Source organism: Pseudomonas sp. S06B 330 (genome assembly GCF_002845275.2).
GTDB lineage: Bacteria > Pseudomonadota > Gammaproteobacteria > Pseudomonadales > Pseudomonadaceae > Aquipseudomonas.
Genome location: NZ_CP088149.1, coordinates 1,866,594 through 1,890,211 on the forward strand (window position 1 = coordinate 1,866,594; position 23,618 = coordinate 1,890,211).

At 59.8% G+C, this 23,618-nt stretch carries 18 protein-coding genes; 8 read left to right on the forward strand and 10 right to left on the reverse strand.

From position 1 onward, the window contains the following. The first annotated feature begins 9 nt into the window (after positions 1-9). Entirely contained in the window at positions 10-2,406 is a 2,397-nt protein-coding gene (locus CX511_RS08675) for a sensor domain-containing diguanylate cyclase (protein ID WP_101293287.1), read from the forward strand. A 4-nt stretch (positions 2,407-2,410) separates the two neighbouring features. Here CX511_RS08675 and dacB read toward each other — a convergent pair whose 3' ends face one another. Beyond that, positions 2,411-3,874 (reverse strand): D-alanyl-D-alanine carboxypeptidase/D-alanyl-D-alanine endopeptidase, encoded by a 1,464-nt coding sequence (dacB, locus tag CX511_RS08680; RefSeq protein WP_045186856.1) that lies wholly within the window; start codon positions 3,872-3,874, stop codon positions 2,411-2,413. A 204-nt stretch (positions 3,875-4,078) separates the two neighbouring features. On the opposite strand from dacB, the gene CX511_RS08685 reads away from it, so the two are divergent. Continuing rightward, positions 4,079-4,423: a YggL family protein gene (locus CX511_RS08685; RefSeq protein WP_101293286.1), complete on the forward strand. Its 345-nt coding sequence runs from the start codon at positions 4,079-4,081 to the stop codon at positions 4,421-4,423. Positions 4,424-4,464: 41 nt separating this feature from the next. Here CX511_RS08685 and CX511_RS08690 read toward each other — a convergent pair whose 3' ends face one another. The 6 genes from CX511_RS08690 to CX511_RS08715 all read right to left on the reverse strand — a co-directional run bounded on the left by CX511_RS08690 (position 4,465) and on the right by CX511_RS08715 (position 11,673). After that, entirely contained in the window at positions 4,465-8,124 is a 3,660-nt protein-coding gene (locus CX511_RS08690) for a transporter substrate-binding domain-containing protein (RefSeq protein WP_101293285.1), read from the reverse strand. An 8-nt stretch (positions 8,125-8,132) separates the two neighbouring features. After that, a complete protein-coding gene (locus tag CX511_RS08695; protein ID WP_045186846.1) occupies positions 8,133-8,759 on the reverse strand; it encodes a response regulator transcription factor in 627 nt (208 codons plus the stop codon). A gap of 310 nt (positions 8,760-9,069) precedes the next feature. Next, on the reverse strand, positions 9,070-10,401 hold the full coding sequence (locus tag CX511_RS08700) for a deoxyguanosinetriphosphate triphosphohydrolase (protein ID WP_045186843.1): 1,332 nt from the start codon (positions 10,399-10,401) through the stop codon (positions 9,070-9,072). Positions 10,402-10,643: 242 nt separating this feature from the next. Further along, positions 10,644-10,976 (reverse strand): hypothetical protein, encoded by a 333-nt coding sequence (locus CX511_RS08705; protein ID WP_045186841.1) that lies wholly within the window; start codon positions 10,974-10,976, stop codon positions 10,644-10,646. Further along, a complete protein-coding gene (locus CX511_RS08710) occupies positions 10,973-11,350 on the reverse strand; it encodes a phage holin family protein (RefSeq protein WP_045186839.1) in 378 nt (125 codons plus the stop codon). The genes CX511_RS08705 and CX511_RS08710 overlap by 4 nt, the downstream gene beginning before the upstream one ends. Positions 11,351-11,358: 8 nt before the next feature. Next, positions 11,359-11,673, reverse strand: a complete 315-nt coding sequence (locus tag CX511_RS08715; RefSeq protein ID WP_045186836.1) for an ElaB/YgaM/YqjD family protein — start codon at positions 11,671-11,673, stop codon at positions 11,359-11,361. A 296-nt stretch (positions 11,674-11,969) separates the two neighbouring features. Between CX511_RS08715 and CX511_RS08720 the strand changes: the two genes are divergently transcribed. After that, positions 11,970-13,178, forward strand: a complete 1,209-nt coding sequence (locus CX511_RS08720; RefSeq protein ID WP_045186833.1) for an ammonium transporter — start codon at positions 11,970-11,972, stop codon at positions 13,176-13,178. On the opposite strand, the gene CX511_RS08725 is transcribed toward CX511_RS08720, so the two are convergent. After that, the gene (locus CX511_RS08725; RefSeq protein ID WP_045186830.1) at positions 13,179-15,137 is read right to left on the reverse strand and encodes a monovalent cation:proton antiporter family protein; all 1,959 of its coding nucleotides are present in this window, start codon (positions 15,135-15,137) and stop codon (positions 13,179-13,181) included. 177 nt (positions 15,138-15,314) lie between these two features. On the opposite strand from CX511_RS08725, the gene CX511_RS08730 reads away from it, so the two are divergent. From CX511_RS08730 to CX511_RS08745, 4 genes are all read left to right on the forward strand, one after another. Further along, the gene (locus CX511_RS08730) at positions 15,315-15,551 is read left to right on the forward strand and encodes a glutaredoxin family protein (protein WP_045186825.1); all 237 of its coding nucleotides are present in this window, start codon (positions 15,315-15,317) and stop codon (positions 15,549-15,551) included. Between the two features lie 95 nt (positions 15,552-15,646). Next, positions 15,647-16,078 carry a D-Ala-D-Ala carboxypeptidase family metallohydrolase gene (locus CX511_RS08735; protein WP_101293284.1) on the forward strand — a complete coding sequence of 144 codons (432 nt, stop codon included), beginning with the start codon at positions 15,647-15,649 and terminating at the stop codon, positions 16,076-16,078. Positions 16,079-16,169: 91 nt separating this feature from the next. Then, positions 16,170-16,481 (forward strand): hypothetical protein, encoded by a 312-nt coding sequence (locus CX511_RS08740; protein WP_045186819.1) that lies wholly within the window; start codon positions 16,170-16,172, stop codon positions 16,479-16,481. A 50-nt stretch (positions 16,482-16,531) separates the two neighbouring features. Beyond that, positions 16,532-17,419: a pseudouridine synthase gene (locus tag CX511_RS08745; protein WP_101293283.1), complete on the forward strand. Its 888-nt coding sequence runs from the start codon at positions 16,532-16,534 to the stop codon at positions 17,417-17,419. A gap of 220 nt (positions 17,420-17,639) precedes the next feature. On the opposite strand, the gene CX511_RS08750 is transcribed toward CX511_RS08745, so the two are convergent. Beyond that, a complete protein-coding gene (locus CX511_RS08750; protein WP_045186812.1) occupies positions 17,640-19,205 on the reverse strand; it encodes a methyl-accepting chemotaxis protein in 1,566 nt (521 codons plus the stop codon). Positions 19,206-19,447: 242 nt separating this feature from the next. Beyond that, complete coding sequence (gene acnA / locus CX511_RS08755) at positions 19,448-22,189, reverse strand: aconitate hydratase AcnA (RefSeq protein WP_101293282.1); 2,742 nt, start codon at positions 22,187-22,189, stop codon at positions 19,448-19,450. Between the two features lie 253 nt (positions 22,190-22,442). Between acnA and rlmM the strand changes: the two genes are divergently transcribed. After that, entirely contained in the window at positions 22,443-23,507 is a 1,065-nt protein-coding gene (rlmM, locus tag CX511_RS08760) for a 23S rRNA (cytidine(2498)-2'-O)-methyltransferase RlmM (RefSeq protein ID WP_101293281.1), read from the forward strand. The last annotated feature ends 111 nt before the right edge of the window (positions 23,508-23,618 follow it).

The window sequence follows — 23,618 nt, forward strand, 5'->3', positions numbered from 1 at the left end:
GTTATCAATATGTCGATGCATGGCGTTCGTCCAAAGATGCTCGGCTTTGTCAGCGAAGAAGTGTCCGCCTGGCTGATGGCTCTGGTGGCATTGGTGGCGGGCGGACTGTTGACCGCGTTACTGGCGTTGGCAACCTATGAGTTGTACCAGCAACAGTTGCGTCAACGTTTCGAGTTGCTGGCCAGCGAGCGCTACAGTCGTATCGAAGAACGCTTCGAGGATCAGGTGCAGCGTCTGGATGGGCTGCGCCGGTTCTTTGTCTTTGCTACGGAGATCACCCTCGACGAATTCAACGGTTATGCCCAGCCCTTGCTGCATCGGACCCAGGCCTACTCCTGGGCGCCACGGGTGCTCGGGCCGGCACGACAAGGGTTCGAGCAGCGTGCGAGCCAGCTGCTGGGAGGCCCTTACCACATCCAACAGTTGAGCGATGACGGTCAACTGCGCGTATCGCCGGTGCGTCCTCTGTACTACCCCGTGCTGTTTACCCAGGCATTGGGCCCGCAACGCCAGCCGCTTGGCTTGGACCTGCTTTCCCAGACCTTGCGTCAGGACACCCTGGAGCGTGCCTCGACCCCTGGCAGCATGGCCGTGTCCGCACCGCTGAACCTTGCCAATGTGGAGCCCGCCTATGCCCGCGGGGTGCTGATGACAGCGCCTGTGTTCACCCCGGGCGACCCTAACACAGAGCCGCGGGGGTATGTCATGGCGGTGATTAGCCTGCGCCAGTTGATGGCCGAAGGTTTGCCCAATGCCACGCAGGACAACCTGGTGGTGCGCATTCGCGACCTGACCGGGCCGGATGCCCAGCACGAGGTGTTATTCCAGTCGGATAATCAGGGCGTTTCCTCGCCGCTGGCGGCCAGCCATCTACTGCACCTGGCCGATCATGACTACCAGCTTGATATCCGTCCCAGTCTGGCGTTCATGCAAGCCAACCGTTCTTCAGCCGTCAATGCTGTGGTGTTTCTTGGTGGCCTGCTCAGTCTGATGCTCAGCGCCTTGCTGTTCAGCCTGTTTAGCCAGCGTCAACGTGCCTTGACCCTGGTCGAGCAACGCACGGGCGAGTTGCGCATCAGTGAGCAGTCATTGCGCAATACCCATAACCAGTTGCGCAGCGTGCTGAATGCGGCAACCCAGGTTGCGATTGTCGCCACCAACCTGCGAGGTGTGATCAGCACATTCAATGCCGGTGCTGAGCGCCTGCTCGGCTATAGCAGCGCCGAAGCGGTGGGCAGCCTGACCCTTGAGGCCTTGGTCTCGCCACAAGAGCTGCAACAGCGCGCCCGCGACTTGAGTCATCGCTATGGGCGCGAAGTCACTCCCGCCCAGGCGATGTTTGCGCAAACCGTTCCAGAGGGTGGCAATGAGGCTGGCGAATGGACGTTGCAACGCAAGGACGGCAGCCATCTACTGGCCAATATGTTGGTAACGGCGGTGCTCGACGAGCATGGCTTGTGGGTCGGTCATCTGGCCATCTGTATCGATGTCACAGAGCGCAAGCGCGTGCATGAAGCCCTGGCCGCCCGTGACCGTTTGCTCGACAAGCTCAGTGCCGAGGTGCCTGGTGGCATCTATCAGTTTCATCTGCGGCCTGATGGCAGTTCATGTTTCAGCTATGCCAGTGAGGGGCTGCGGGAAATCTACGAGATTGAGCCCGAGCTGTTGCGTCAGGATGCCACGGCTGTATTTGAGCGCATCCATCCGGAAGATTTGCTGCGAGTGCGCAACTCGATTCGCTATTCAGCCGAGCACCTGACACCGTGGCGCGAAGAATACCGAGTGGTGTTACCGATGGCCGGTCAGCGCTGGGTGCGCGGTGAAGCGACGCCTGAGCCGGAGGAGGACGGCAGCACACTGTGGCACGGCTACCTGACCGATATCTCCGATCTCAAACGGGTTGAAGAAGAGTTGCGAGCCCTGTCAGTGACCGACTCGCTGACCGGCATTCATAACCGGCGCTATTTTCAGGAGCGCCTGAAGGCTGAGCTTGAGCGGGCTCAGCGCGACCAGCAGGAGCTGGCGCTGATTATGCTGGATATTGATCACTTCAAACGGATCAACGACCAGTATGGTCATGCCGTAGGGGACCACGTGTTGCGCAGTCTGTGCCAGCGCATCAGTCAGCGTCTGCGGCGTACCGATGTGTTCTGTCGCCTGGGCGGTGAGGAGTTCATGGTGTTGTGCCCTGGTAGCAACGCCGACCAGGCGTACACCCTGGCCTTGGAGCTGTGGCAAGGGGTGCGCAGCGTGTTGGTGGAGGGGGTTGGCCAGGTGACGGCCAGTTTTGGCGTGGCCAGCTGGCGCCCAGGAGAGGGCGCCGATGCCTTGCTGTTACGCGCGGACTCCGGCGTCTATGCGGCCAAGCAGGCCGGCCGCGACCGCGTCGAGGCCGAACTGCCCTGAGCGATCAGGGTTGAACCGAGGCGGTGCTGTTGACCAGCTTCGGCTGGCGATACAGATCGAGCAGCACCTGGTCGAGCACCGCAGAGGCTCCCCAGGGTTTCGGGTCGTTGAGGATCGCCGCCACCGCCCAGGTGTTGCCGTTGCTGTCGCGGCTGTAGCCGGCGATGGCGCGTACGGTATTCAGGGTGCCGGTCTTGATGTGTGCTTCGCCGGTCATGGCGGTGCGCTTGAGGCGCTTGCGCATGGTGCCGTCCATGCCGACCAGTGGCATCGAGCTGATGAACTCGGCGGCGTAGGGGCTCTTCCAGGCCGCTTGCAGCAGGGCAGCCATTTCCCGGGTGCTGACCCGTTCGGCGCGGGACAAGCCAGAACCGTTTTCCATGATCAGGTGCGGTGCGGTGATGCCCTTCTTCGCCAACCATTGGCGTACGACCCGCTGTGCCGCTCGGGCGTCGTCACCGTCGGCATCGGTACGAAATTGCGCGCCAAGGCTCAGGAACAACTGCTGGGCCATGGTGTTGTTACTGTACTTGTTGATGTCGCGGATGATCTCAACCAGATCAGGCGAGAAGGCGCGGGCCAGCAGGCGGGCGCTCTTCGGTACGGCATCGATCCGGTCACGGCCCTGGATGGTGCCCCCCAGCTCGCTCCAAATCGCGCGTACTGCGCCGGCGGCATAACTTGGGTGGTCGAGCAGCGACAGGTAAGTTTGCGAGTTGCAGCCATCACCCAACTGACCGCTGACTACGACGGTAACGCCATCGGCCTGGGTCACCGGGTTGTAGCGCACGTCGCCCTTGCATTGCTTGCTGTTCACCGCTTTGACCTGGTTGTCGATGCGAATGTTGGCAATCGGCGGCTCGACCGATACCAGCACCTTGCCACCGTCATTGCGGGCGACAAAGCGCAGCGCCTTGAGGTTGATCAGCAGGGAGTCTGGCTTGACCAGGAACGGTTTGTTTTCGTCACCACCGTCATCATTGAACTGCGGCAGTACCGGTTGGACAAAGTGGCTGCGGTCGAGTACCAGGTCACCGCTGATGGTCTGTACCCCATTGGCGCGCAGGTCGCGCATCAACAGCCAGAGTTTTTCCATGTTCAGCTTCGGGTCACCCCCACCTTTTAGGTAGAGGTTGCCCTGCAGGGTGCCGTTACGCAGTGGGCCGTCACTGTAGAACTCGGTCTTCCACTGGTGGGTCGGGCCGAGCAGTTCCAGCGCCGCGTAGGTGGTGACCAGTTTCATGGTCGAGGCCGGGTTGACCGAGACATCGGCGTTGAACACCGTGGGTGTGCCTGGGCCGTTGAGCGGCAGCATGACCAGCGACAGGGCCGAGTCCTGCAATTTATTGGTTTTCAGCGCTTGCTGGACTTTGGCCGGCAGCGTGGTGTTGACGGCTGCAGCCTGGGACGAGAGGGCTACCGGCAGGAGCAGGCCGGCAAGCAGAAAAGGGCGTAGAGATCTGATCATGTGCAATAAAACCCTGCCAGCGAGGGGTGAAAAGAACGGGGCAAGAAAAGGTGAAGGCCCCGACACGAAAAATATAGCGCGCATTATGCCCCAAGGCGCGGGCGGATGGGGCAGTGCGAAGGGGCGGCTTATCGGCTTTTATTCCGGCAACCTTGTGGTGAAACTGGTAAAGTGCCGCGCGTAATTACTTAAGAGGATTGTTTCATGGCCACTAACCGTTCGCGCCGTCTGCGCAAAAAACTCTGCGTGGATGAATTCCAGGAGCTGGGTTTTGAACTGAACCTGGAGTTCAAGGAAGACCTGTCCGACGAAGCCGTTGATGCCTTCCTCGATGCGTTCCTGACCGAGGCGATGGATGCCAATGGTCTGGACTATGTTGGCGGCGACGACTTCGGCCTGGTTTGCAAGGCAGACCGTGGCTCGGTCACTGAAGAACAGCGCGCTGCCGTTGAAAGCTGGCTCAAAGGCCGCAACGAGCTGACCAAGATCGAAGTCAGCCCGCTGCTGGACGCCTGGTATCCGGAAAACCCGATCAATCCGGTTGCCTGATGCCTGACGAAACGGCGGCCCCAGTGGCCGCCGTTTTGTTTTCAGCGCCGCTGTGCTCCAGCACTGCTGTCGCTGTCTTGGCCCAAGTACGGAGTGAGCGCCTGCTCCAGCGCAGTCATGGCCGCTACCACTTGCTGCTGCTCAAGCGCGAGCGTGGAGGGCGGCGCGTTCGACTGGCAGGCTGATTCCAGCTGTTCACAGGCATCGATCAGTCTGTTCGCCTGAATGATCCGGGCGGCGCCGAGAATCCGATGGGCTTGTTCCTTCAACTGGTTGGCTTGAAGCCTTGGCTCGAGTGCCTCCAGGGTCAGCCGGTCCTTGTGGAAACTGTCCTGAAGTTGCTTTAGCAATGCCTGCAGGTCGACAGCGCTGTTGCCCACCACCGGCTCCAGACCCTCCAGGTCGAACAGGGCCGAGTGGGCCTCAGGTGGGCGTGGGGGCAGGGGGTGTAGGCTGGCCAGTCGCTGGCCCAAGGCCTTGAGGCTGATCGGTTTGAGCAGGCAGTCATCCATGCCGGCCTGCAGGCATTGCTCGCGGACCTCAGGCTGGGCGTTGGCGGTGTAGCCAAGGATCGTGCTGCGTGGCCACTGCCGTTCAACTTCATCGGCACGTACAGCCTGGGCGAACTGGTAGCCATTGATCGTTGGCATGTTGCAGTCAAGTATCAGCACATCGAATGCCTCTTGCCGCCACAAGCCCAGCCCCGCCAGGCCGTTATCAGCACTGTGATGCTGCAGGCCCAGGTAGTCCAGTTGCTGGGTCATCAGCAGCAGGTTGGCAGGGTGGTCATCGACCACCAGTACCTTCAGTGCAGCAATGGCGATGCAGGGCTCAGGCGCCACTATCGGTTCGTTGCGCTGGCTGCTCATCAACGTCACCGGCATGCTGATATGAACGCGGGTACCCAGGCCAAACACACTGTGCAACGTCAGGCTACCGCCCATCAGCCTACACAGGTCGCGGCTGATCGCCAGGCCCAGTCCCGTACTGCTGCGTGCGAGACGACTGTCGGGGTTGGCTTGGGCGAAAGGCAGGAACAGGCGCTGCTGATCCTGTTCGTGAATGCCGATGCCGCTGTCCTGTACTGTCAGCTCAAGCCTGGCAGGGCCTGAATCAACGTCAGGCTCCAGAATCAGGTCGATGATGACCTGGCCGCGTTCGGTGAACTTGATGGCATTACTGACCAGATTCGAAACAATCTGTTTGACGCGCAGCGGGTCCAGACGCACGTCGACGCGTGCATTGGCGGCGATGCGGAGCATCAGGGTCAGGTTTTTTTGGCGTGCCAAACCATCGAATACGCGCGCTACAGACTCCACCAGCTCCGCCAGGTTGATCCGTTCCGGTGCCAAGGTCAGATGCCCGGATTCGATGCGGGCGATGTCAAGGATATCGCCGATCAAGGCCAGCAGGTCCTTGGCTGAGGTGTAGGCGACTTCGACGGCTGGACGGTCCAGTTGGCCGTGATTGGCTTTTTCCAGGGTCAGTTCGAGCATGCCGAGGATTGCGTTCATCGGCGTGCGGATTTCATGGCTGATGGTGGCCAGGAAGGTGCTCTTGGCCCGGTTGGCGTCATCGGCCTGCTGTTTGGCCCTTTTCAGGTCCTGGATCAGTTGGCGCCGTTCGCTGATATCGATCCAGCCACCGATGATGCCCTGGACGTCACCCAGCGAGTCCCGGAAGGGCAGGATCCAGTGATAGATGGTTATGGCCTGGTTGTTGATCAGCAGCGGGCGGTCGACGATCAATGGCTCGCCATCGCGCATCACTTGTTGGTAGTCCGCCTGGATCTGGCTGGCATAGCAGTTGTCGCCCAGCGCGCCCTCCTGCACACGCTTGCCCAGCACCTCATTCAACTGCAACTGCACTGCTTCCAGGTAGCTGTCGTTGCAACTCTGTAGTCGCCCGCCGCGATCACGCACGTACATGGGATGAGGCGTGCCATTGAGCAGTGTGCGCATGAATTCGAGCTGGTCACCCAGCGCACGCTCAGCCGCTTCGCGTTGCTTGATCTGGCGGCGCATCCAGGCGTTCCAGGCCAATGACAACAGCAACAGCAGGCTGGTGCCCAGCACAATTTTCACGACCAGTTGGTGGTATTTACTCCAGTAGGCACCGGTGTCGGTGCTGTAGCCCCGCCAGCGGCTGTTGATCACCCCCAGCTCTTCCGGTGCAATGCTCAGCAGGGCTTTGTCGAGAATCGACGTTAATGCCTGGGCGTGACGCGCGGTAGCCATCGAAAAAGTCGCCGGTTCGGCGCCGACGGTGCTGCGAATGATCAGCTCAGGTTGGGACGCCAGGCTGAAGTTGGCATTGATCAGTGCCGTGATGGCGGCATCGACATGGCCGCTGGCAAGTAACGCTATCGACTGTGCGCTGCTTTCGGTTTCTACCAGCTGGATATCGGCTACGCGCGTACGCAGGCTATCGATCAGAGGACTGTCGCGGGTCAGGGCTACGCGTCGGCCTGGCAGCTGATCCAAGGAGGTCGGTTGCTTGTGACCCTGACGGGTCACCAGCACATAAGAGTTTTCCAGGTAGGGGCGGCTGATGTTCAGGGTGCTTTCCCGGCGTTTGCTGGGAGAAATGGCAGCAATTACATCGGCCTGATCATGATTCAGGCGATCGATCATGTCACTGATGCCGTTGGCGCGCTGCACTTCGAAGCGCAGGCCGGTGCGTAGGCGAATCAATTCAAGCAGGTCGGCGGCGATCCCGCGAAAATTGCCGGCGTTGTCGAAAAACGTCAGAGGGGCGGAGGTTTCATTGACCGCCACGCGCACCACCGGGTGCTCCCTAAGCCAGCGCTCTTCACGCTGCGAGAGCTGCAGTTTGCGATCAGTCAGCAAGATGTCACTACCGGCGCTCCAGCGCTTGAAGATACTTTCTCGGGTAGTGCTTGAGATGTTATCGAGTGTGGCATTGATCAGTTGCAGCAAGGTGAGGTTGTCTTGCTGTACGGCGAAGCTGAAACCGACCGGTTCGTGCTTGCCAAAATTGGCCATTTTGACGTTTTGCAGGTGACCCTGATTGATCAGGTAGTGGGTGGAAATGGTGTCGCCCAGAAAGACATCAGCCTGGTCGAAAGCCACCGCGTTGAGGGCATTCTGGTAGGACGGATAGGACTGGATCGTGGCGTTGGGGTAGTTGGCCCTCACTTCTGCCATGGGTAAGTAGTGATAGACCATGCTCAGGCGCAGGTTAGCCAAGCCGGTATCCAGGGGGCGGCTTTCGTTTTCGCGCGTCACCAAAACCGGTTGGTCCGCTGCGTAAGGCTTGGAAAGGACCACCCCGGGTGTCGCCGCTTCGAAGCCATTGGCACTGCCAAGCAGATCAATCTGTCCCTGGGTAAGGGCTTGTACCGCGTCCTGGCGGCTGGCAAAGCGTCGCACGTGAATCGGCAAGCCCAGGGTGTGCTCCAGAATGCCCGCAACGTCAGCGGTCAGGCCCTCGTAGTCGCGACCGCTGGCCGTCATATCGAAGGGCGGGTAATCCGGCGCCGAGGTGCCAAGCAGCAATTGCCCTTTGCCGTTGATCCATTGCTGTTGTGCTGGATTCAGCGACAGTTTCAAGCCCACCGGCTGTGAGCGGCTGAGCAACCGGTACTGGCTGGCTTTAATCTCGTCGGCGTATGCCGTTGATAGCTGGCACAGGTAGAGGAGGGTAATGCACAGGCAACTAAAGAGGATGCGCTTAGGCATGGTCCAGCTCAAACCAGGGCATTGCGTTTGGCCATTTCAATAAGTTCGACCAGCGATTTGGCTTTGAGTTTTTGCATCAGGCGCTTTTTGTAGGTGCTGACGGTTTTATTGCTGAGGAACATGCCTTGGGCGATTTCCTTGTTACTTCTGCCTTGGGCAAAAAGTTGCAAAACCATCAACTCGCGATCATTGACCTGCTTGAAAAGCTCCAGTTCACAGTGTTCATTCCCATGCAGGCGAAGGTTATTGATTGCTTGGCTGGGAAAATAGTTGTAACCCGACAGCACTGCTTTGATTGCACTGAGCAATTCGCTTAAGTCTTCCTGCTTGCATACATAGCCGGCAGCGCCGGAGTGCATGCAGCGAACGGCAAACAGGGCGGGAGACTGGGCGGTGAGGACCAGAATTTTCAGGGGTATGGCCATGGTGTGGAAGCGCGAAAGCACTTCCAGGCCATCAAGTCTTGGAATGCTGATATCAAGGATGATCAGGTCCGGCAGGCATTCACGGACCATTTGCATGGCGTCGACGCCATTATCCGATTCTCCGACCACGCGATAGCCTTCATTTTCCAGGAGCATGCGCACTGCCAGGCGGATGACTGGGTGATCGTCGATGATAAATACAGAGTGCATGTTGAACGTTCCAGGTAAGGAGCCAGAAATTAGGCAGGCACCTTAACGCAGATGGAATAGGGCGCACACGAACTCAAGGGGAGGTAATTGTTATATGGGAAATATCTGACACTAAATACAGGTATGGACTACAAATTTTGCGAAGTGCTGTGGGTGTGAATGTTGCTATTAGTGACTTTATGTTTCCGGGTGGCGCTATTGTTTAATATGTTTTGCGTTATGTAGTTATAGTCCTACATCAAAATGCATCAAGGCGTCGCCAGGAATGTCGCCGGTGCCGACTCACATGCCTGGCGTGCCCTTTATATGCTCACGTCGGGCTTGAGCGTCCAGTCATTTCCCGGGCCATTTCGCTGGCATAGCTGTCTGTCATCCCGGCGATGAAATCGATCATGCGCAGGAATGAGCTGTGGAGCGATGCTGAGGGGTCAGGGGCGTTGTTGCCCAACAGGTCGAGGATACGTCGGCTTTTGAATGAAGGCGTACGCCCGCCGTGCTGTTCAAGCGCAGCCCCACAGAAAGAGTTGAGGAGAATCTCGAGGGTCGTATAAGCGCCGATTTCGTGCAGCGTTTTGCGCTTGTCCTGGAAGATTTTCTTGCGTGCCATGTCTTTGGCTTGCAGGACGCAGCGTTTGGCCGGGCCATGCATGTGCTCAACCAGATCGCCCTGCAAGTGTCCCGACAGCAAGGCATCCTGCTGTTCGACAAAGGCGCGGGCGGCGGCATTGGTCAGGTGCTCGATGGCTTTGCCGCGCAAAATCGCCAGCTTGCGTCGACGTGAGTCGGCAGGCCCCAACTGGCGGTAGGTTTCCGGCAGGTCGTCGCCGACCAGGCTGAGCAACAGCGACTCCACTTCCGGATAATCGAGCAGCTCCATTTCCAGGCCGTCTTCCAGGTCGATCAGGGCGTAGCAGATGTCGTCGGCGGCTTCCATCAGGTACACCAGCGGATGCCGGGCCCAGCGTTGGTCTTCAATCTGCGGCAGACCGAGTTTACGGGCAATCTGTTCGAGTAGCGGCAGCTCGCTCTGGTAACAGCCGAATTTGTGTTTCTTGTAGCCAAGCGCATCGGCGTGGCGAGCTGTCCATGGGTATTTAAGGTAGGTGCCGAGGGTGGCGTAGGTCAGGCGAGTACCACCGTCGAACTGGTGGTATTCCAGTTGTGTCAGCACCCGAAAGCCTTGGGCATTGCCTTCGAAATTGAGGAAGTCGCCGCGTTCGGCGTCCGTCATAGCGTCCAGCCAACCGCGCCCGGCGGCCTGCTGGAACCAATGGCGGATGGCATCTTCACCGGAATGGCCGAAAGGCGGGTTGCCGATGTCGTGGGCCAGGCACGCCGACTGCACAACCATGCCCAGATCGCTGGGTTCGCACCATTGCGGCAGCTGTTCGCGCAGGGTTTCACCGACCCGCATGCCCAGCGAGCGACCGACACAACTGACCTCCAGTGAGTGGGTCAGGCGGGTGTGAATATGATCGTTGCTGGAGACCGGATGCACCTGGGTTTTTCGTCCCAGGCGGCGAAAGGCGCCAGAGAAAATGATCCGGTCGTGGTCCTTGTGAAAAGGACTGCGGCCTAGTTCTTCGGGGCTGTGCAGGGGCTTGCCGAGACGTTCGCGGGTGAGCAGGGTGTGCCAGTCCAAGGCCAGTTCTCCGATACAGGGGGCAGGTGCCTAGCTTCCCGTGTCAGCGTGGTGGCTGCAAGTGACTTCGCTGCACCGTATTAGAGACTGTTCCGACCGCCGTAGCCGCTGTCGAGGCACGAGGCTGCGATCGACTGCAAAGCAGTCGCAACTGGGTCCATGCATCAGTTCAGGTTTTATGGCCGCTTCGCGCCCAATCGCAGCCTGAAGGCAGCAGCTACACCAGGTGTTAGCGCAAGCTATCAGCGTTTGTTAGCGGCACCCTGCATCACCAACTTGAGCAGTGGCAGCAGGCTACCGCCGAGGCGAACCATCCGACTCAAGCTGCCATTCTTGGCACCTTTACCGGTCAGAAACCCCAGCACCACCACTGCACCAATCCCCCATAACGGCGCATGTTTGATCCCCAGCCCACCCTGCAGGCTATCGCCCATGGCGCGCAAGCGGGTCAGCGGGTTGAGCAACTGCCCAGACTCATGACGGATTTCCTGGCGATGCATCTCCAGGCGCAGGCGCACCAGCGCCTTGCGCAGTTCGCGGCGGTTGGTGGTGTTCGGTAGCTCAGACAGGCTCATGGCAACAGACGCTCCCGGTCCTTGGCAAGTTCTTCGAGGGTTGAGCTGAAAGGTGATGACTCATCGTACACCGCGGCTTTGAGACGCAGGCCGCAGAACAGGGCGGCTAAACCGTAGAACACACACAGGCCGATAACCCCGGCCAGGCGGTAGCTGTCCCACAGCAGCACCAGCACCAGGGCCGAAAGCGCGACCAGCAACAGCAGGGCGAACACCAGGGCCAAGCCTGCAAACAGCAGCAGGCTCAGGGTGCGTGCTTTCTGCTCCTGCAGCTCAATGCCAAACAGCTCGACATGGCCGTGTAACAGGCCGAGCACTGCAGCGCCCAGACGTTTGCTTGAGGCTGTGCTGGTGCTGTTCGATTCGCTATCCATAGCCAACCTCAGCGCCGATTGGCCAGCAGGCCAATCAAAAAACCGACGCCGGCAGCGATGCCGATCGATTGCCAGGGATTGCTCTGTACATAGTCTTCAGTCGCGGTCAGGGCTGCCTGGCCGCGCTCGCGGACAGAGTCCTGAGTCAGCTGCAGAGTTTCCCGGGCACGCTCCAGGCTGTCGTGGATCTGGCCGCGTAATTCGTCAGCCTGATCACCGGCCAGGGTGGCGGTGTGTTCCAGCAACTTTTCGGTGTCACGAACCAAAGTCTGAAAGTCAGCCATCAATATGTCTTGAGCAGTCTTTGCCGATTTGCTGGTCATGGGGCTCTCCTTAATGTGTGTGGCTATTTCGAGTTGCGAGCGCTGGCGAAGGTTCAGTGCAATGCACTGGTACAGCTTTTGCTGTCCCAAGGTGCGCTCAGGTCCGGTGTCTGCGCTAACTCCGCGCGCAGACGACAACCGGCCTCTAAACCTTAACCCAATCCACGACAAACCCAAGGAAAAACTCCAGCTATCAGCAGGATCGGCCAGGGAAGTGGCCACGCAATGATCCAGGTTGGTGCAAAAAGGAGTCACTCCGCGCTGTCTTGGTGCTTTTCGACAGGCCTGCCGCTTCCATGGAAAATCTGCAAAGTGCAGTGGACACTCTGGTCCACGGCTCCAACACGCTGTTCATTCTTCTGGGTGCCGTCATGGTTCTGGCCATGCACGCCGGGTTTGCCTTTCTTGAAGTGGGCACGGTACGGCACAAAAATCAGGTTAATGCGCTGTGTAAGATTCTTAGCGATTTCGCCGTATCGACCCTTGCCTACTTTTTTGTGGGCTACTGGATTTCCTATGGTGTGAGTTTCTTGCAGCCGGCGGCGGTACTGAGTAATGAGCACGGCTACAGCCTGGTGAAGTTCTTTTTTCTGCTGACGTTCGCTGCGGCAATTCCGGCAATCATTTCCGGGGGGATCGCTGAACGGGCGCGCTTCGCACCACAGTTGTGTGCCACGGTGTTGATCGTTGCCTTCGTCTACCCGTTTTTCGAAGGCATCGTCTGGAATGGCAATCTGGGTTTGCAAACCTGGTTACAGGAGCAGTTCGGTGCCAGCTTCCATGACTTTGCCGGGTCTGTGGTGGTGCACGCCATGGGCGGCTGGCTGGCCCTGGCAGCCGTGCTGTTGCTCGGCCCGCGCAACGGCCGCTACCGCGATGGCAAGCTGGTGGCGTTCGCGCCGTCGAATATTCCATTTCTGGCCTTGGGCTCGTGGATTCTGATTGTTGGCTGGTTTGGCTTCAATGTCATGAGCGCCCAGACCCTGCAAGGGGTCAGCGGCCTGGTCGCGGTCAACTCGTTGATGGCGATGGTCGGCGGTACCGTGGCCGCGTTGGTGGTCGGCCGTAATGACCCGGGCTTTCTCCATAACGGCCCACTGGCGGGGCTGGTGGCGGTGTGCGCAGGTTCCGACCTGATGCACCCGGTCGGGGCGCTGGCGACCGGGGCGATCGCCGGGGCGTTGTTTGTCTGGTGTTTTACGGCAGCGCAGAACGCCTGGAAAATCGATGATGTCCTGGGCGTTTGGCCATTGCACGGTGTGTGCGGTGTGTGGGGTGGTATTGCCTGCGGGGTATTCGGCCAGGCAGCGCTTGGCGGTTTGGGCGGTGTCAGTTTGATCAGTCAATTGATCGGCAGCCTGGCTGGAGTGCTGGTGGCGCTGTTGGGTGGGTTTGCCGTGTATGGTGTGATCAAGGCCGTGCACGGCCTGCGTCTGAGTCAGGAGCAGGAGTACTACGGCGCCGATCTGTCGATCCACAAGATCGGCGCCACCAGCCAGGACTGATCAGCGTCCGGCGACCAGCCGCGCCTCACAGGCTTCAAGAGCGGTTAACGGGCCGCTGAGCAACACCGCGTCGCCCGCATGCAGGCAGGTCTCGGCGTCTACGGCCAGTTCTTCGCCGTTGCGTTGCACCGCCTGCAGTTCGACGCCCAGTTGCTCCAGGTCCAGATCCGCCAGCGCGCGTCCACAGGCAAACGCCTCGGCGCCAAGGTTGACCGCATGCATCATGGTTTTGGGCAGGCCTTCGCTGTCGATCGGATTGGTCTCGGCACCATGGTAGAAGGCTTGCAGCATGCGATAGCGGGTCTGACGCACTTCATCGATACGCGCTTGTACGTGGTCCATTGGCAGGCCCAACATTACCAGCGCATGGGACGCCAGCATCAGGCTCGACTCAAGCAGTTCCGGAACTACCGCAGTCGCCCCGGCGCTGCGCAGTTCTTCGCGTTGACTGTCATCGCGGGTGCGCACCAGAATCTGAATATCGGCATGCCGCTCGCGTGCGGCTTTGAGCACACTCATGGCGATGTCGGTCTTGTCTACGGCGATCACCAACAGACGCGCTCGTTCCAAGCCAATGGCACTGAGCAGATCGCCACGGCGTGAGTCGCCATAGTGCACACAGCTTTCGCCAGCCGCAGCTTCCTGTACCCGCACCGGGTCGTCATCCAAGGCGATGAAGGGGATATTCTCACGGCGTAGGAAGCGTCCAATCGATTGCCCGACCCGGCCATATCCACAGATCAGTACGTGGCCGTTCATGTCGGCACTTTGCGCTTCAATGGCCTCCAGCTGTATTTCTTCGTTGGGCTTGCGGTGCAGCCGGGCAGCGATGCTGGGGGCGGCACGCAGCAGCAGGGGGGTGACTAGCATCGAACAAAACGTAGCGGCCAGCAACAGATTGCCAATGGCCTCAGGCAACAGTTGGGTTTGTTGCATCTGTGCCATCAGGGCGAAGCAGAACTCGCCGCCCTGGGCCAAGGCCAGGCCGCTGCGCCAGGCGGTTTCGGCGTCGCTGCCACGTAGCCGGACCAGGGCGGCGACCACGAAGCCTTTTACCAGCAGTAGGCCGAGGGTCAGGACGAGAATCTCCAGGCCATGAGTGGCGAACAGTTGCAGGTCGATGAGCATGCCAATACTGACGAAAAACAGCCCCAGAAGAATGTCCCGGAAGGGGCGGATATCCGCTTCGATCTGATGGCGATAGTTGCTCTCGCCCAACAACATGCCAGCCAGGAAGGCACCCAGCGCCGGCGACAAGCCCAGCAGGTGGGTCAGCCAGGCGGTCAGCAGGACAATGACCAGTGCCAGCAGTACGAACAGTTCTGCCGAATGCGAGCTGGCCACTTCGTGGAACAGTCGCGGCAGTAGCCAGCGACTGGCCAGCAGCAGCCCGATGAAGAGAATCACCGTTTTGCCCAAGGTCAGCGGCAGCGCCCAATACCAAGCCTGGCCCCCTTCACCGGCAAACACCGGCACCAGGGTCAGCAGCAATACGGCTATCACATCCTGAAACAGCAGCACGCCAATCGCGTTCTGGCCGTGACTGCTGAAGATCTCACCAAGACTGGTCAGTTCCTTGCTGACGATAGCGGTGGACGACAAGGCCAGGCCTGCACCGAGCAACAACGCCGCGACGCCGGGCATGCCCAGCAGCATCAGTAGCCCTGCCAGCAGGGCCGTTGAGCACACGACCTGCAGGCTGCCCAGGCCAAACACCACCTTGCGCAAGGCGAGCATTTTCGACAGGGAAAACTCCAGGCCCAGGGAGAACAACAGAAAAACCACGCCCATCTCGGCCAGGTCTGGCAGTTCTTCGCTTTCATTGACCCAGTTCAGTGCCGTGGGACCGACGAAAAGGCCCACACACAAATAACCTAAAACCGGTGGCAGCTTCAGGCGCCTAAAGAAGGCAATGACGACCAGCGACGAGGCCAGAATGATCAGTAGATTGGCAAACACAAAACACTCCATGTAGGAAGGCGGCAAAAAACTATCAAGCATGAATCATAGTCGCTGACCAGGTGCTGATTGGTGTCAGTCCTTTGTCAGTGGTGTGGCACTGGCGTCCGAGACTCGACGGTCCCTGAAGGCAGACCTAGAATAATGGTCCCTTCTTTCTCTAGCCGGTACCCATAAATGCTTCCTGAATGCCAATTGTTCGGCACCTTGGGCTGTCACCTCTGTGAAGTGGCAGAAGCCCTGTTGATGCCTTTTGTTGAGCATGGCCTGCTGGTTGAACTGGTGGATATTGCCGATGACGAGTCCACCTTCCAACGCTACGGCCTGCTGATTCCGGTACTGCGCCGTTGTGACAGCGGTGCGGAGTTGAACTGGCCGTTCGATGCCGAGCAGGTGGTGACCTTTCTGCGTTGAAGTAGTTGTTCAGGCAGAGAAATTTCCTGTCGTGCGGTTCAGGGCGTAGGCGTGGACAATCCTTGGGTGTGTTTATACATTCCAAGGAGCGGATCATGTACTTGAGTGAACATTTCACGTTGGCAGAAATGACAGTGTCAGAGAGTGCTGCGCGTCTGGGTATCGACAATACGCCGGATGCCAAAACGCTCACGAACCTTCGCCGCTTGTGTGTATTTCTGGAGCAAGTACGCCAGTTGGTCGGCCAGCCAATTCTCGTCAGCAGCGGTTATCGCTGCGTTGAATTGAATAACGTGATTGGTGGCTCGCACCAAAGTGCTCACATGCACGGCTTGGCAGCAGACTTCAATGTGCCAGGAATGGCGCCGGGCGAGTTGGCGCGGTGCGTTGCAGACAGCCCGCTGATGTTCGATCAACTGGTTCTTGAGTTCGACCAGTGGGTGCACGTTGGTCTTTGCGCCACCGCAGAACGGCGGCAACTACTGACTATCCGCACAGGCAGCGGTTACCTGCCCGGGCTGGTCTGAGCACGGTCTGATTGACGCGTCTGACAACTCTGAATATGCTGTATATAAATACAGTATTGGGGGGTGACGTTTTGCCTCGAGGGTGCAAAGCATGGTTAATGTCGAACAACTGAAATACACCGTTAATCGCATGTCCACTACGGTGGTGAGCGAGGCGGTGCTCGAATTGCGCCTCGATGGGCTGGTGCTGGAAGGCAAAACCCCGTTCAACAAACTGCACTTCAACACCTGTTTTGCCGAGATCGAGGCGCTGTTCCAGCGTGCAGGCTATCACCGCCCGCTGGATGTGGTCGGTTACCAGGGCTTGCTGTATGCCCTGTATGACCCGAGTCGTTGGGAGGCGGTCGAGGTACTGCGCTGGCTCAAGGAGTTCACCGAGGCCGCTGCAACCCAGGCTGGCTGAGGGGCCTGGCATGCGGGATAATGCGCGGTCTATCCGCAACGAGCGTTCTCATGGCCACTGCCCCTTTCGATCCGGCTCAGCATCAAGCCAGTACAGTCTGCCTGCCACCAGGCAACTGGGTGACAGTACTCGATTGCTTGAGCGAGCATTTCAAAGCCATCGGGCGCGAGCAGTGGCTTGACCGGATTGCCCGCGGACGGGTGCTTGATGCTCAGGGGCAACCGATCAGTGCAGCGCTGGCGTATAAGCCGGGGCTGCGCATCCACTATTTTCGTGAAGTGCCCAACGAGAAGCCGATCCCTTTCGTCGAGCAGATCTTGCATGTCGACGAGCACTTGGTGGTGGCTGACAAGCCGCACTTTTTGCCGGTCACGCCGACAGGCGAGTATGTCGAACACACGCTGTTACGGCGGCTGATTCGGCGTCTGGATAACCCCAGCCTGGTACCGTTGCACCGTATTGATCGACACACGGCCGGGCTGGTGTTGTTTTCCGCCAATCCCCAGAGCCGCGCGGCCTATCAATCGCTGTTTCCCAATCGTCAGATCGACAAGCACTACCAGGCCATAGCCCCAGCCTTGCCGCGATTGCAGTTCCCGCTAGTGCATAAGAGTCGCATGGTCAGTGGCGAACCGTTCTTCCGTATGCAAGAGGTCCAAGGGCAGCCCAATAGTGAGACCCTGGCCGAGGTGTTGGAGAAAAATGGCGAGCTGTGGCGGTATGGCTTGTCACCGATCACCGGCAAGACCCACCAGTTGCGTGTGCACATGACGGCACTGGGCGCGAGTATCTGCAACGATCCGTTTTATCCAGACGTGCTGCAGGAACAGGATGACTACAGCAAACCGTTGAAGTTGTTGGCCCAGCGTTTACGCTTCAAGGATCCGCTGAGTGGCGAGGAACGCTTTTTCGAAAGCCGGCTGACGCTCGACTGGTAAGGCGGGAATCGGCGCCCCTTCCGGCACTTGCTGACCTATTGTGGGAGCCGGTCTTGCCGACGATGGTATCGACAAGTTGTCAGGCAGTGCGCGGTGTCTGCATCGCTAGGCCAGCTCCCACAACGGGCCGCGTGGCCCCCGAAGGGGCCGGCAGCGTCGCCACATCGACGGGATAAGCTCGCGCTCCAAGCGCCCACCCCCGGCCCAAGAACATCTTTCGTCAGCGGTTGAAGCGCTCGACCAGCGAGTACTGGGTAGTGGCCGTGCGGGTCAGCTCTTCGCTAAGCTGGGCCGAATGCTGGGCCTGCTCCGAGGTCTGGTCCGCCAGCTCGGCGATGGTGCTGATGTTGCGACTGATCTCGTCGGCCACTGCGGTCTGTTCTTCGGTGGCAGCGGCGATCTGGGTGGCCATGTCGGTGATATTGGCCACTGCTTCACTGATGCCGATCAGGGCCTGGTCTGCTTCCATTACCCGTGCGACACCTTCTTCGGCCTGACGATGCCCTGATTCCATGGTCTGTACAGCATTGCTGGCGGTCTGCTGCAGCTTGGCGATCAGGCTGTGAATCTGCCCGGTCGATTCGCTGGTGCGTTGGGCCAGCTGGCGGACTTCATCGGCGACCACGGCAAATCCACGGCCCATTTCACCCGCCCGCGCGGCTTCGATGGCGGCGTTGAGAGCAAGCAGGTTGGTCTGATCGGCAATGCCTTTGATCACATCGACCACGCCGCCGATTTCGTCGCTGTCGCGCGCCAGCTGGGTCACGGTCAGGCCGGTCTCACCGACCGCTGCCGACAGGCGCTGAATGGCATCGCGGGTTTCCCCTGCGATGTCGCGGCCACGGCCGGTCAGGCGATTGGCTTCCTGGGTGGCGTCAGCCGTACGCTGGACGTGGTTGGCTACTTCCTGGGTCGTAGCCGCCATCTGGTTAACTGCAGCAGCGACTTGTTCAGTTTCGACGCGCTGGCGCTCAAGGCCTGAGGAGCTGTTATGGGCCAGGGTGTCGGACTGTCGGGCTTGTTCGTTGAGGTGCTCGGCAGTGTCCTGCAAGCGCGTCAGGCAGGTTTTCATGCGCGCGTCCTGGCTGAGCATGGCCATCTCCAGTCGTGCCTGCACGCCGCGGCTGTCGGTGTACATCTGCGCGATCAGCGGGTCGGAAGTGGATTGTTCGGCCAGGCGCAGCAGGCGCTTGAGGCCGCGTTGCTGCCAGCTCAGGCCAAGCAGGCCGAGCGGCACCGACAGGCCGGCCGCCAGGGCAAAGCCCCAGGAATGACCGAGCCAGTTGCCGATCAGGAAGCCGATCTGACTGACCAGAATGAAGGGCAGCCAATCCTGTACCACCGGCAGCCACTTATCACGGCGCGGGATCGCCGAGCGGCCCTGGTTGATGCGCTGGTACAGGGCTTCGGCGCGACGTACCTGCTCGGCGGTGGGCTTGACCCGAACCGACTCATAGCCGACTACCTGGTTGCTCTCGAACACCGGGGTAACGTAGGCGTTGACCCAATAGTGATCGCCGCTTTTGCAGCGATTCTTGACGATACCCATCCATGGCAAGCCTTGCTTGAGCGTGCCCCACATGTGCGCGAACACCGCTGGTGGCACATCGGGATGGCGCACCAGGTTGTGCGGCGCGCGCATCAGCTCCTCGCGGGAGAAACCGCTGATTTCGACGAACGCATCGTTGCAATAGGTGATGACACCCTTGGTATCGGTGGTCGAGATCAAGCGTTGTTGAGCAGGGAAAGTCCGTTCGCGCTGGGTAATCGGCTGGTTGTTACGCATTAGCTGTTCAATCCGCAAGGCTTTCGAGGGTTATCGGCAGCGTGAGGGGTTTGTTGAATGAATATTTGCGCTGCTTGATCTGCCGCAAGGATCCAAATTCTGGGCTGCGCTATGGCGTTTGCGCAAAGTTGGCTACTTTAGCAACTATATTTCAGATTTTTGACACAGTAGTCAGCAGGTGACCACCTGTCCATCCAGGCCTCGACCTGATGAAGCCCGGCCATAAAGGCCGGGCCGCTCCTTCAGGATGCGATCAATTGCCGCAGCACGTAATGCAGAATGCCGCCTGCCTTGAAGTACTCCACTTCATTGAGGGTATCGATTCGGCACAGTACGTCGATCTGGTCCTGACGTCCGTCCTGGCGGCTGATCATCAGGGTCAGTTGCATATGCGGCTGGATTTTGGCGTTGCTCAAGCCAAGGATATCGATGTGTTCGCTGCCATCTAACCCCAGGGTTTTGCGCGTTTGCCCGGCGCTGAACTGCAACGGTAACACGCCCATGCCCACCAGATTGGAGCGGTGGATACGCTCGAAGCTTTCCGCCAGTACCGCTTTGATGCCCAGTAGGTTGGTGCCTTTGGCTGCCCAGTCGCGGCTGGAGCCGGTGCCGTACTCCTGGCCGGCAATTACCACCAGAGGCGTGCCGTCGGCCTGATAGCGCATAGCCGCATCGTAGATCGCCAGCTTCTCACCGCTGGGGATATAGAGGGTGTTGCCACCTTCTTCGCCGCCGAGCATTTCGTTGCGGATGCGGATATTGGCGAATGTGCCGCGCATCATCACTTCGTGGTTGCCGCGGCGCGAGCCGTAGGAGTTGAAGTCGCGAGGTTCCACGCCTTTATCGCGCAGGTAACGCCCGGCCGGGCTGTCGGCCTTGATGTTGCCGGCCGGTGAGATGTGGTCGGTGGTCACCGAGTCGCCAAGCAGGGCCAGTATCCGGGCGCCGTGAATGTCGTTGATGACCGGCAGCGGGCCGGTGATGTCATCGAAGAACGGCGGGTGCTGGATATAGGTGGAGTCATCTTGCCAAACGTAGGTGGCCGCTTGCGGCACTTCGATCGCTTGCCATTGGGCGTCACCGGCGAAGACCTCGGCGTATTCCTTGTGGAACATTGCGGTGTCGACGTTGGCAACGGCGACCGCAATTTCCTGCTGGCTCGGCCAGATGTCACGCAGGTACACCGGTTTGCCGTCGTTACCCATACCCAGCGGTTCGCTACTCAGGTCCAGGCGTACACTGCCGGCCAGTGCATAGGCAACTACCAGTGGCGGTGAGGCCAGCCAGTTGGTTTTCACCAGGGGGTGTACACGGCCCTCGAAGTTGCGGTTGCCCGAGAGCACAGAGGCCACGGTCAGGTCCGCGCCGGTAATGGCCTTTTCGATCACTTCATCCAGGGGGCCGGAGTTGCCAATGCAGGTGGTGCAGCCGTAGCCGACCAGATCGAAGCCGAGGGCGTCGAGGTAAGGGGTCAGGCCTGCGGCCTTGTAGTAGTCAGTCACCACTTTGGAGCCGGGCGCCAGCGAGCTCTTGACCCAAGGTTTGCGTTTCAAGCCTTTCTCGACCGCTTTCTTCGCCACCAGGCCGGCCGCCATCATCACACTGGGGTTGGAGGTGTTTGTGCAGGACGTAATGGCCGCGATCACCACCGCGCCATCGCGTAACTGATGGCTTTGGCCTTCATGTTCATAGCTGACTTCGCCAGCCTGGTCGGCATTACCCACTGCAACACCACCACCGCCTTCGCTTTCCAGGCGGCCGACGTCTTTGCTTGAGGCGCGTAGCTGCAGGCCGAGGAAGCTGTCGAAGGCCTGACTGACTTGCGAGAGTGCGACCCGGTCCTGGGGGCGTTTGGGGCCGGCGAGGCTCGCTTCAACCTCATGCATGTCCAGGGCCAGGGTGTCGGTAAACGCTGGCTCCTGACCGGGCAGGCGCCATAAGCCCTGTTCCTTGCAGTAAGCTTCGACCAACTTGACCGTCGCCTCTGGCCGACCGGACAGGCGCAGGTAGTCCAACGTCACCTGGTCAACCGGGAAGAAACCACAGGTGGCGCCATACTCCGGTGCCATGTTGGCGATGGTTGCACGGTCAGCCAAGGGCAGGTCGGCCAGGCCATCGCCGTAAAACTCGACGAACTTGCCGACCACGCCTTTCTTGCGCAGCATCTGTGTAACGGTCAGCACCAGGTCGGTGGCGGTGATGCCTTCGCGCAGCTTACCAGTCAGTTTGAAGCCGATAACCTCTGGGATCAGCATCGATACGGGCTGGCCGAGCATGGCCGCTTCCGCTTCGATACCGCCCACACCCCAGCCGAGAACGCCGAGGCCGTTGATCATGGTGGTGTGCGAGTCGGTGCCAACCAAGGTGTCAGGGAAGGCATACGTGCGCCCGTCTTCTTCACGGGTCCAGACCGTGCGGCCCAGGTACTCCAGGTTGACCTGATGGCAGATGCCGGTGCCCGGGGGAACTACGCTGAAGTTATCGAAGGCATTCTGGCCCCAGCGCAGGAAGGCATAGCGTTCGCCGTTGCGTTGCATTTCGATGTCGACGTTCTGGGCAAAGGCCTCCTGGCTGGCGTAGCGGTCGACCATCACCGAGTGGTCGATGACCAGGTCCACTGGCGACAGCGGATTGATCCGCTGCGGGTCGCCGCCGGCCTTGGCCATGGCGGCGCGCATGGCCGCCAGGTCAACCACTGCTGGAACCCCGGTGAAATCCTGCATCAGCACCCGTGCTGGGCGGTACTGGATTTCGCGGTCGGAGCGGCGCTCCTTGAGCCAGTCGGCCAAGGCGCTGAGGTCATCGCGGGTGACGGTCTTGTTGTCTTCCCAGCGCAGCAGATTTTCCAGCAGGACCTTCAGCGACATCGGCAGACGCTGCAGGTCGCCGAGGCTCTTGGCGGCTTCGGTCAGGCTGAAGTAGTGATAGGGACGGTCAGCGACCGTCAGGGACTTGAGGGTTTTCAGGCTATCGAGCGAGGGCATTACCAACTCCTTCTGCGCCGGTGAACGGCAATCTTCCTTGCTGTCGCCGGTTCACCGCCTCTGTGACGGTCCGCACGGCACGGACCTGGCTGAACGGTCAGGTTAGCCCTGTTTGGCGGGCCTGACCAAGTACTGGACCGGCGGGGCGTGTCGCAGGTTCCGAACTTCCTTTATCATTCGCCGATTTACCGGCGCAGTGCATTGCGCCTGGTCAGGGTTGGGGTGATTGGCCGCCAACCGTTCTGGAGTAACGATGAATACCCTGTTTATGCATTGCCGGCCGGGCTTTGAGAGTGAAGTCTGTGCCGAAATCGCCGAGCATGCTGCCCGGCTCGATGTTGCCGGCTACGCCAAGGCGAAGCCGCAGTCGGCGTGTGCCGAATTCATTTGCAACGATGCCCACGGCACTGAACGGCTGATGCGCGAACTGCGCTTCACGCAGTTGATTTTCCCTCGGCAGTGGGCTCGTGGCAGTTTCGTCGAATTGCCGGAAACCGACCGCATCAGTGTGTTGCTCGAATTGCTGGGCGATTACCCGGTGTGTGGCAGCCTATGGCTGGAGGTGATGGACACTAACGACGGCAAGGAGCTTTCGACCTTTTGCCGCAAGTTCGAAGTGCCGTTGCGCAAGGCCCTGAGCAAAGCGGGGCGTCTGGTAGAAGACCCGAGCAAGCCCCGTCTGCTATTGACGTTTGTCAGTGGCCGGCGGGTGTTTGCCGGGGTTGCGGGTGCCGATAACTCAGCCATGTGGCCAATGGGTATTCCGCGCCTGAAGTTCCCACGTGAGGCACCCAGCCGCTCGACCCTGAAGCTGGAAGAAGCCTGGCACCACTTCATCCCTCGCGATCAGTGGGATGCGCGCCTGTCCGATGATATGACCGGCGTCGACCTCGGCGCAGCGCCGGGCGGCTGGACCTATCAGCTGGTCAAACGGGGCATGCTGGTGACCGCCATCGACAACGGGCCGATGGCCGAGAGCTTGATGGACACCGGTCTGGTTCAGCACCTGATGGCCGACGGCTTCACCTATAAACCCAAACAGACAGTGGACTGGATGGTCTGCGATATCGTCGAGAAACCGGCGCGCAGCGCGGCGTTGCTTGAGACCTGGTTAGGCGAGGGTTTGTGCCGCGAGGCCGTGGTCAACCTCAAGCTGCCGATGAAGCAGCGCTACGCCGAAGTACGGCGATTGCTGGAGCGCATTGAAGAGGGCTTCAAAGCGCGCAAGGTCAAGGTCTCGATCGGGTGCAAGCAGCTGTATCACGATCGTGAAGAGGTGACCTGTCATTTGCGACGCCTGGACCTGAAACCGCGTTGAGTCTGTAGCCGCTGCCGTCAGGCTGCGATCGGCTGCGAAGCAGCCGTCATCCAGTTTCAGCGAGAGGGGTCTGAATGACGGCCGTTTCACGCCCGATCGCAGCCTGGCGGC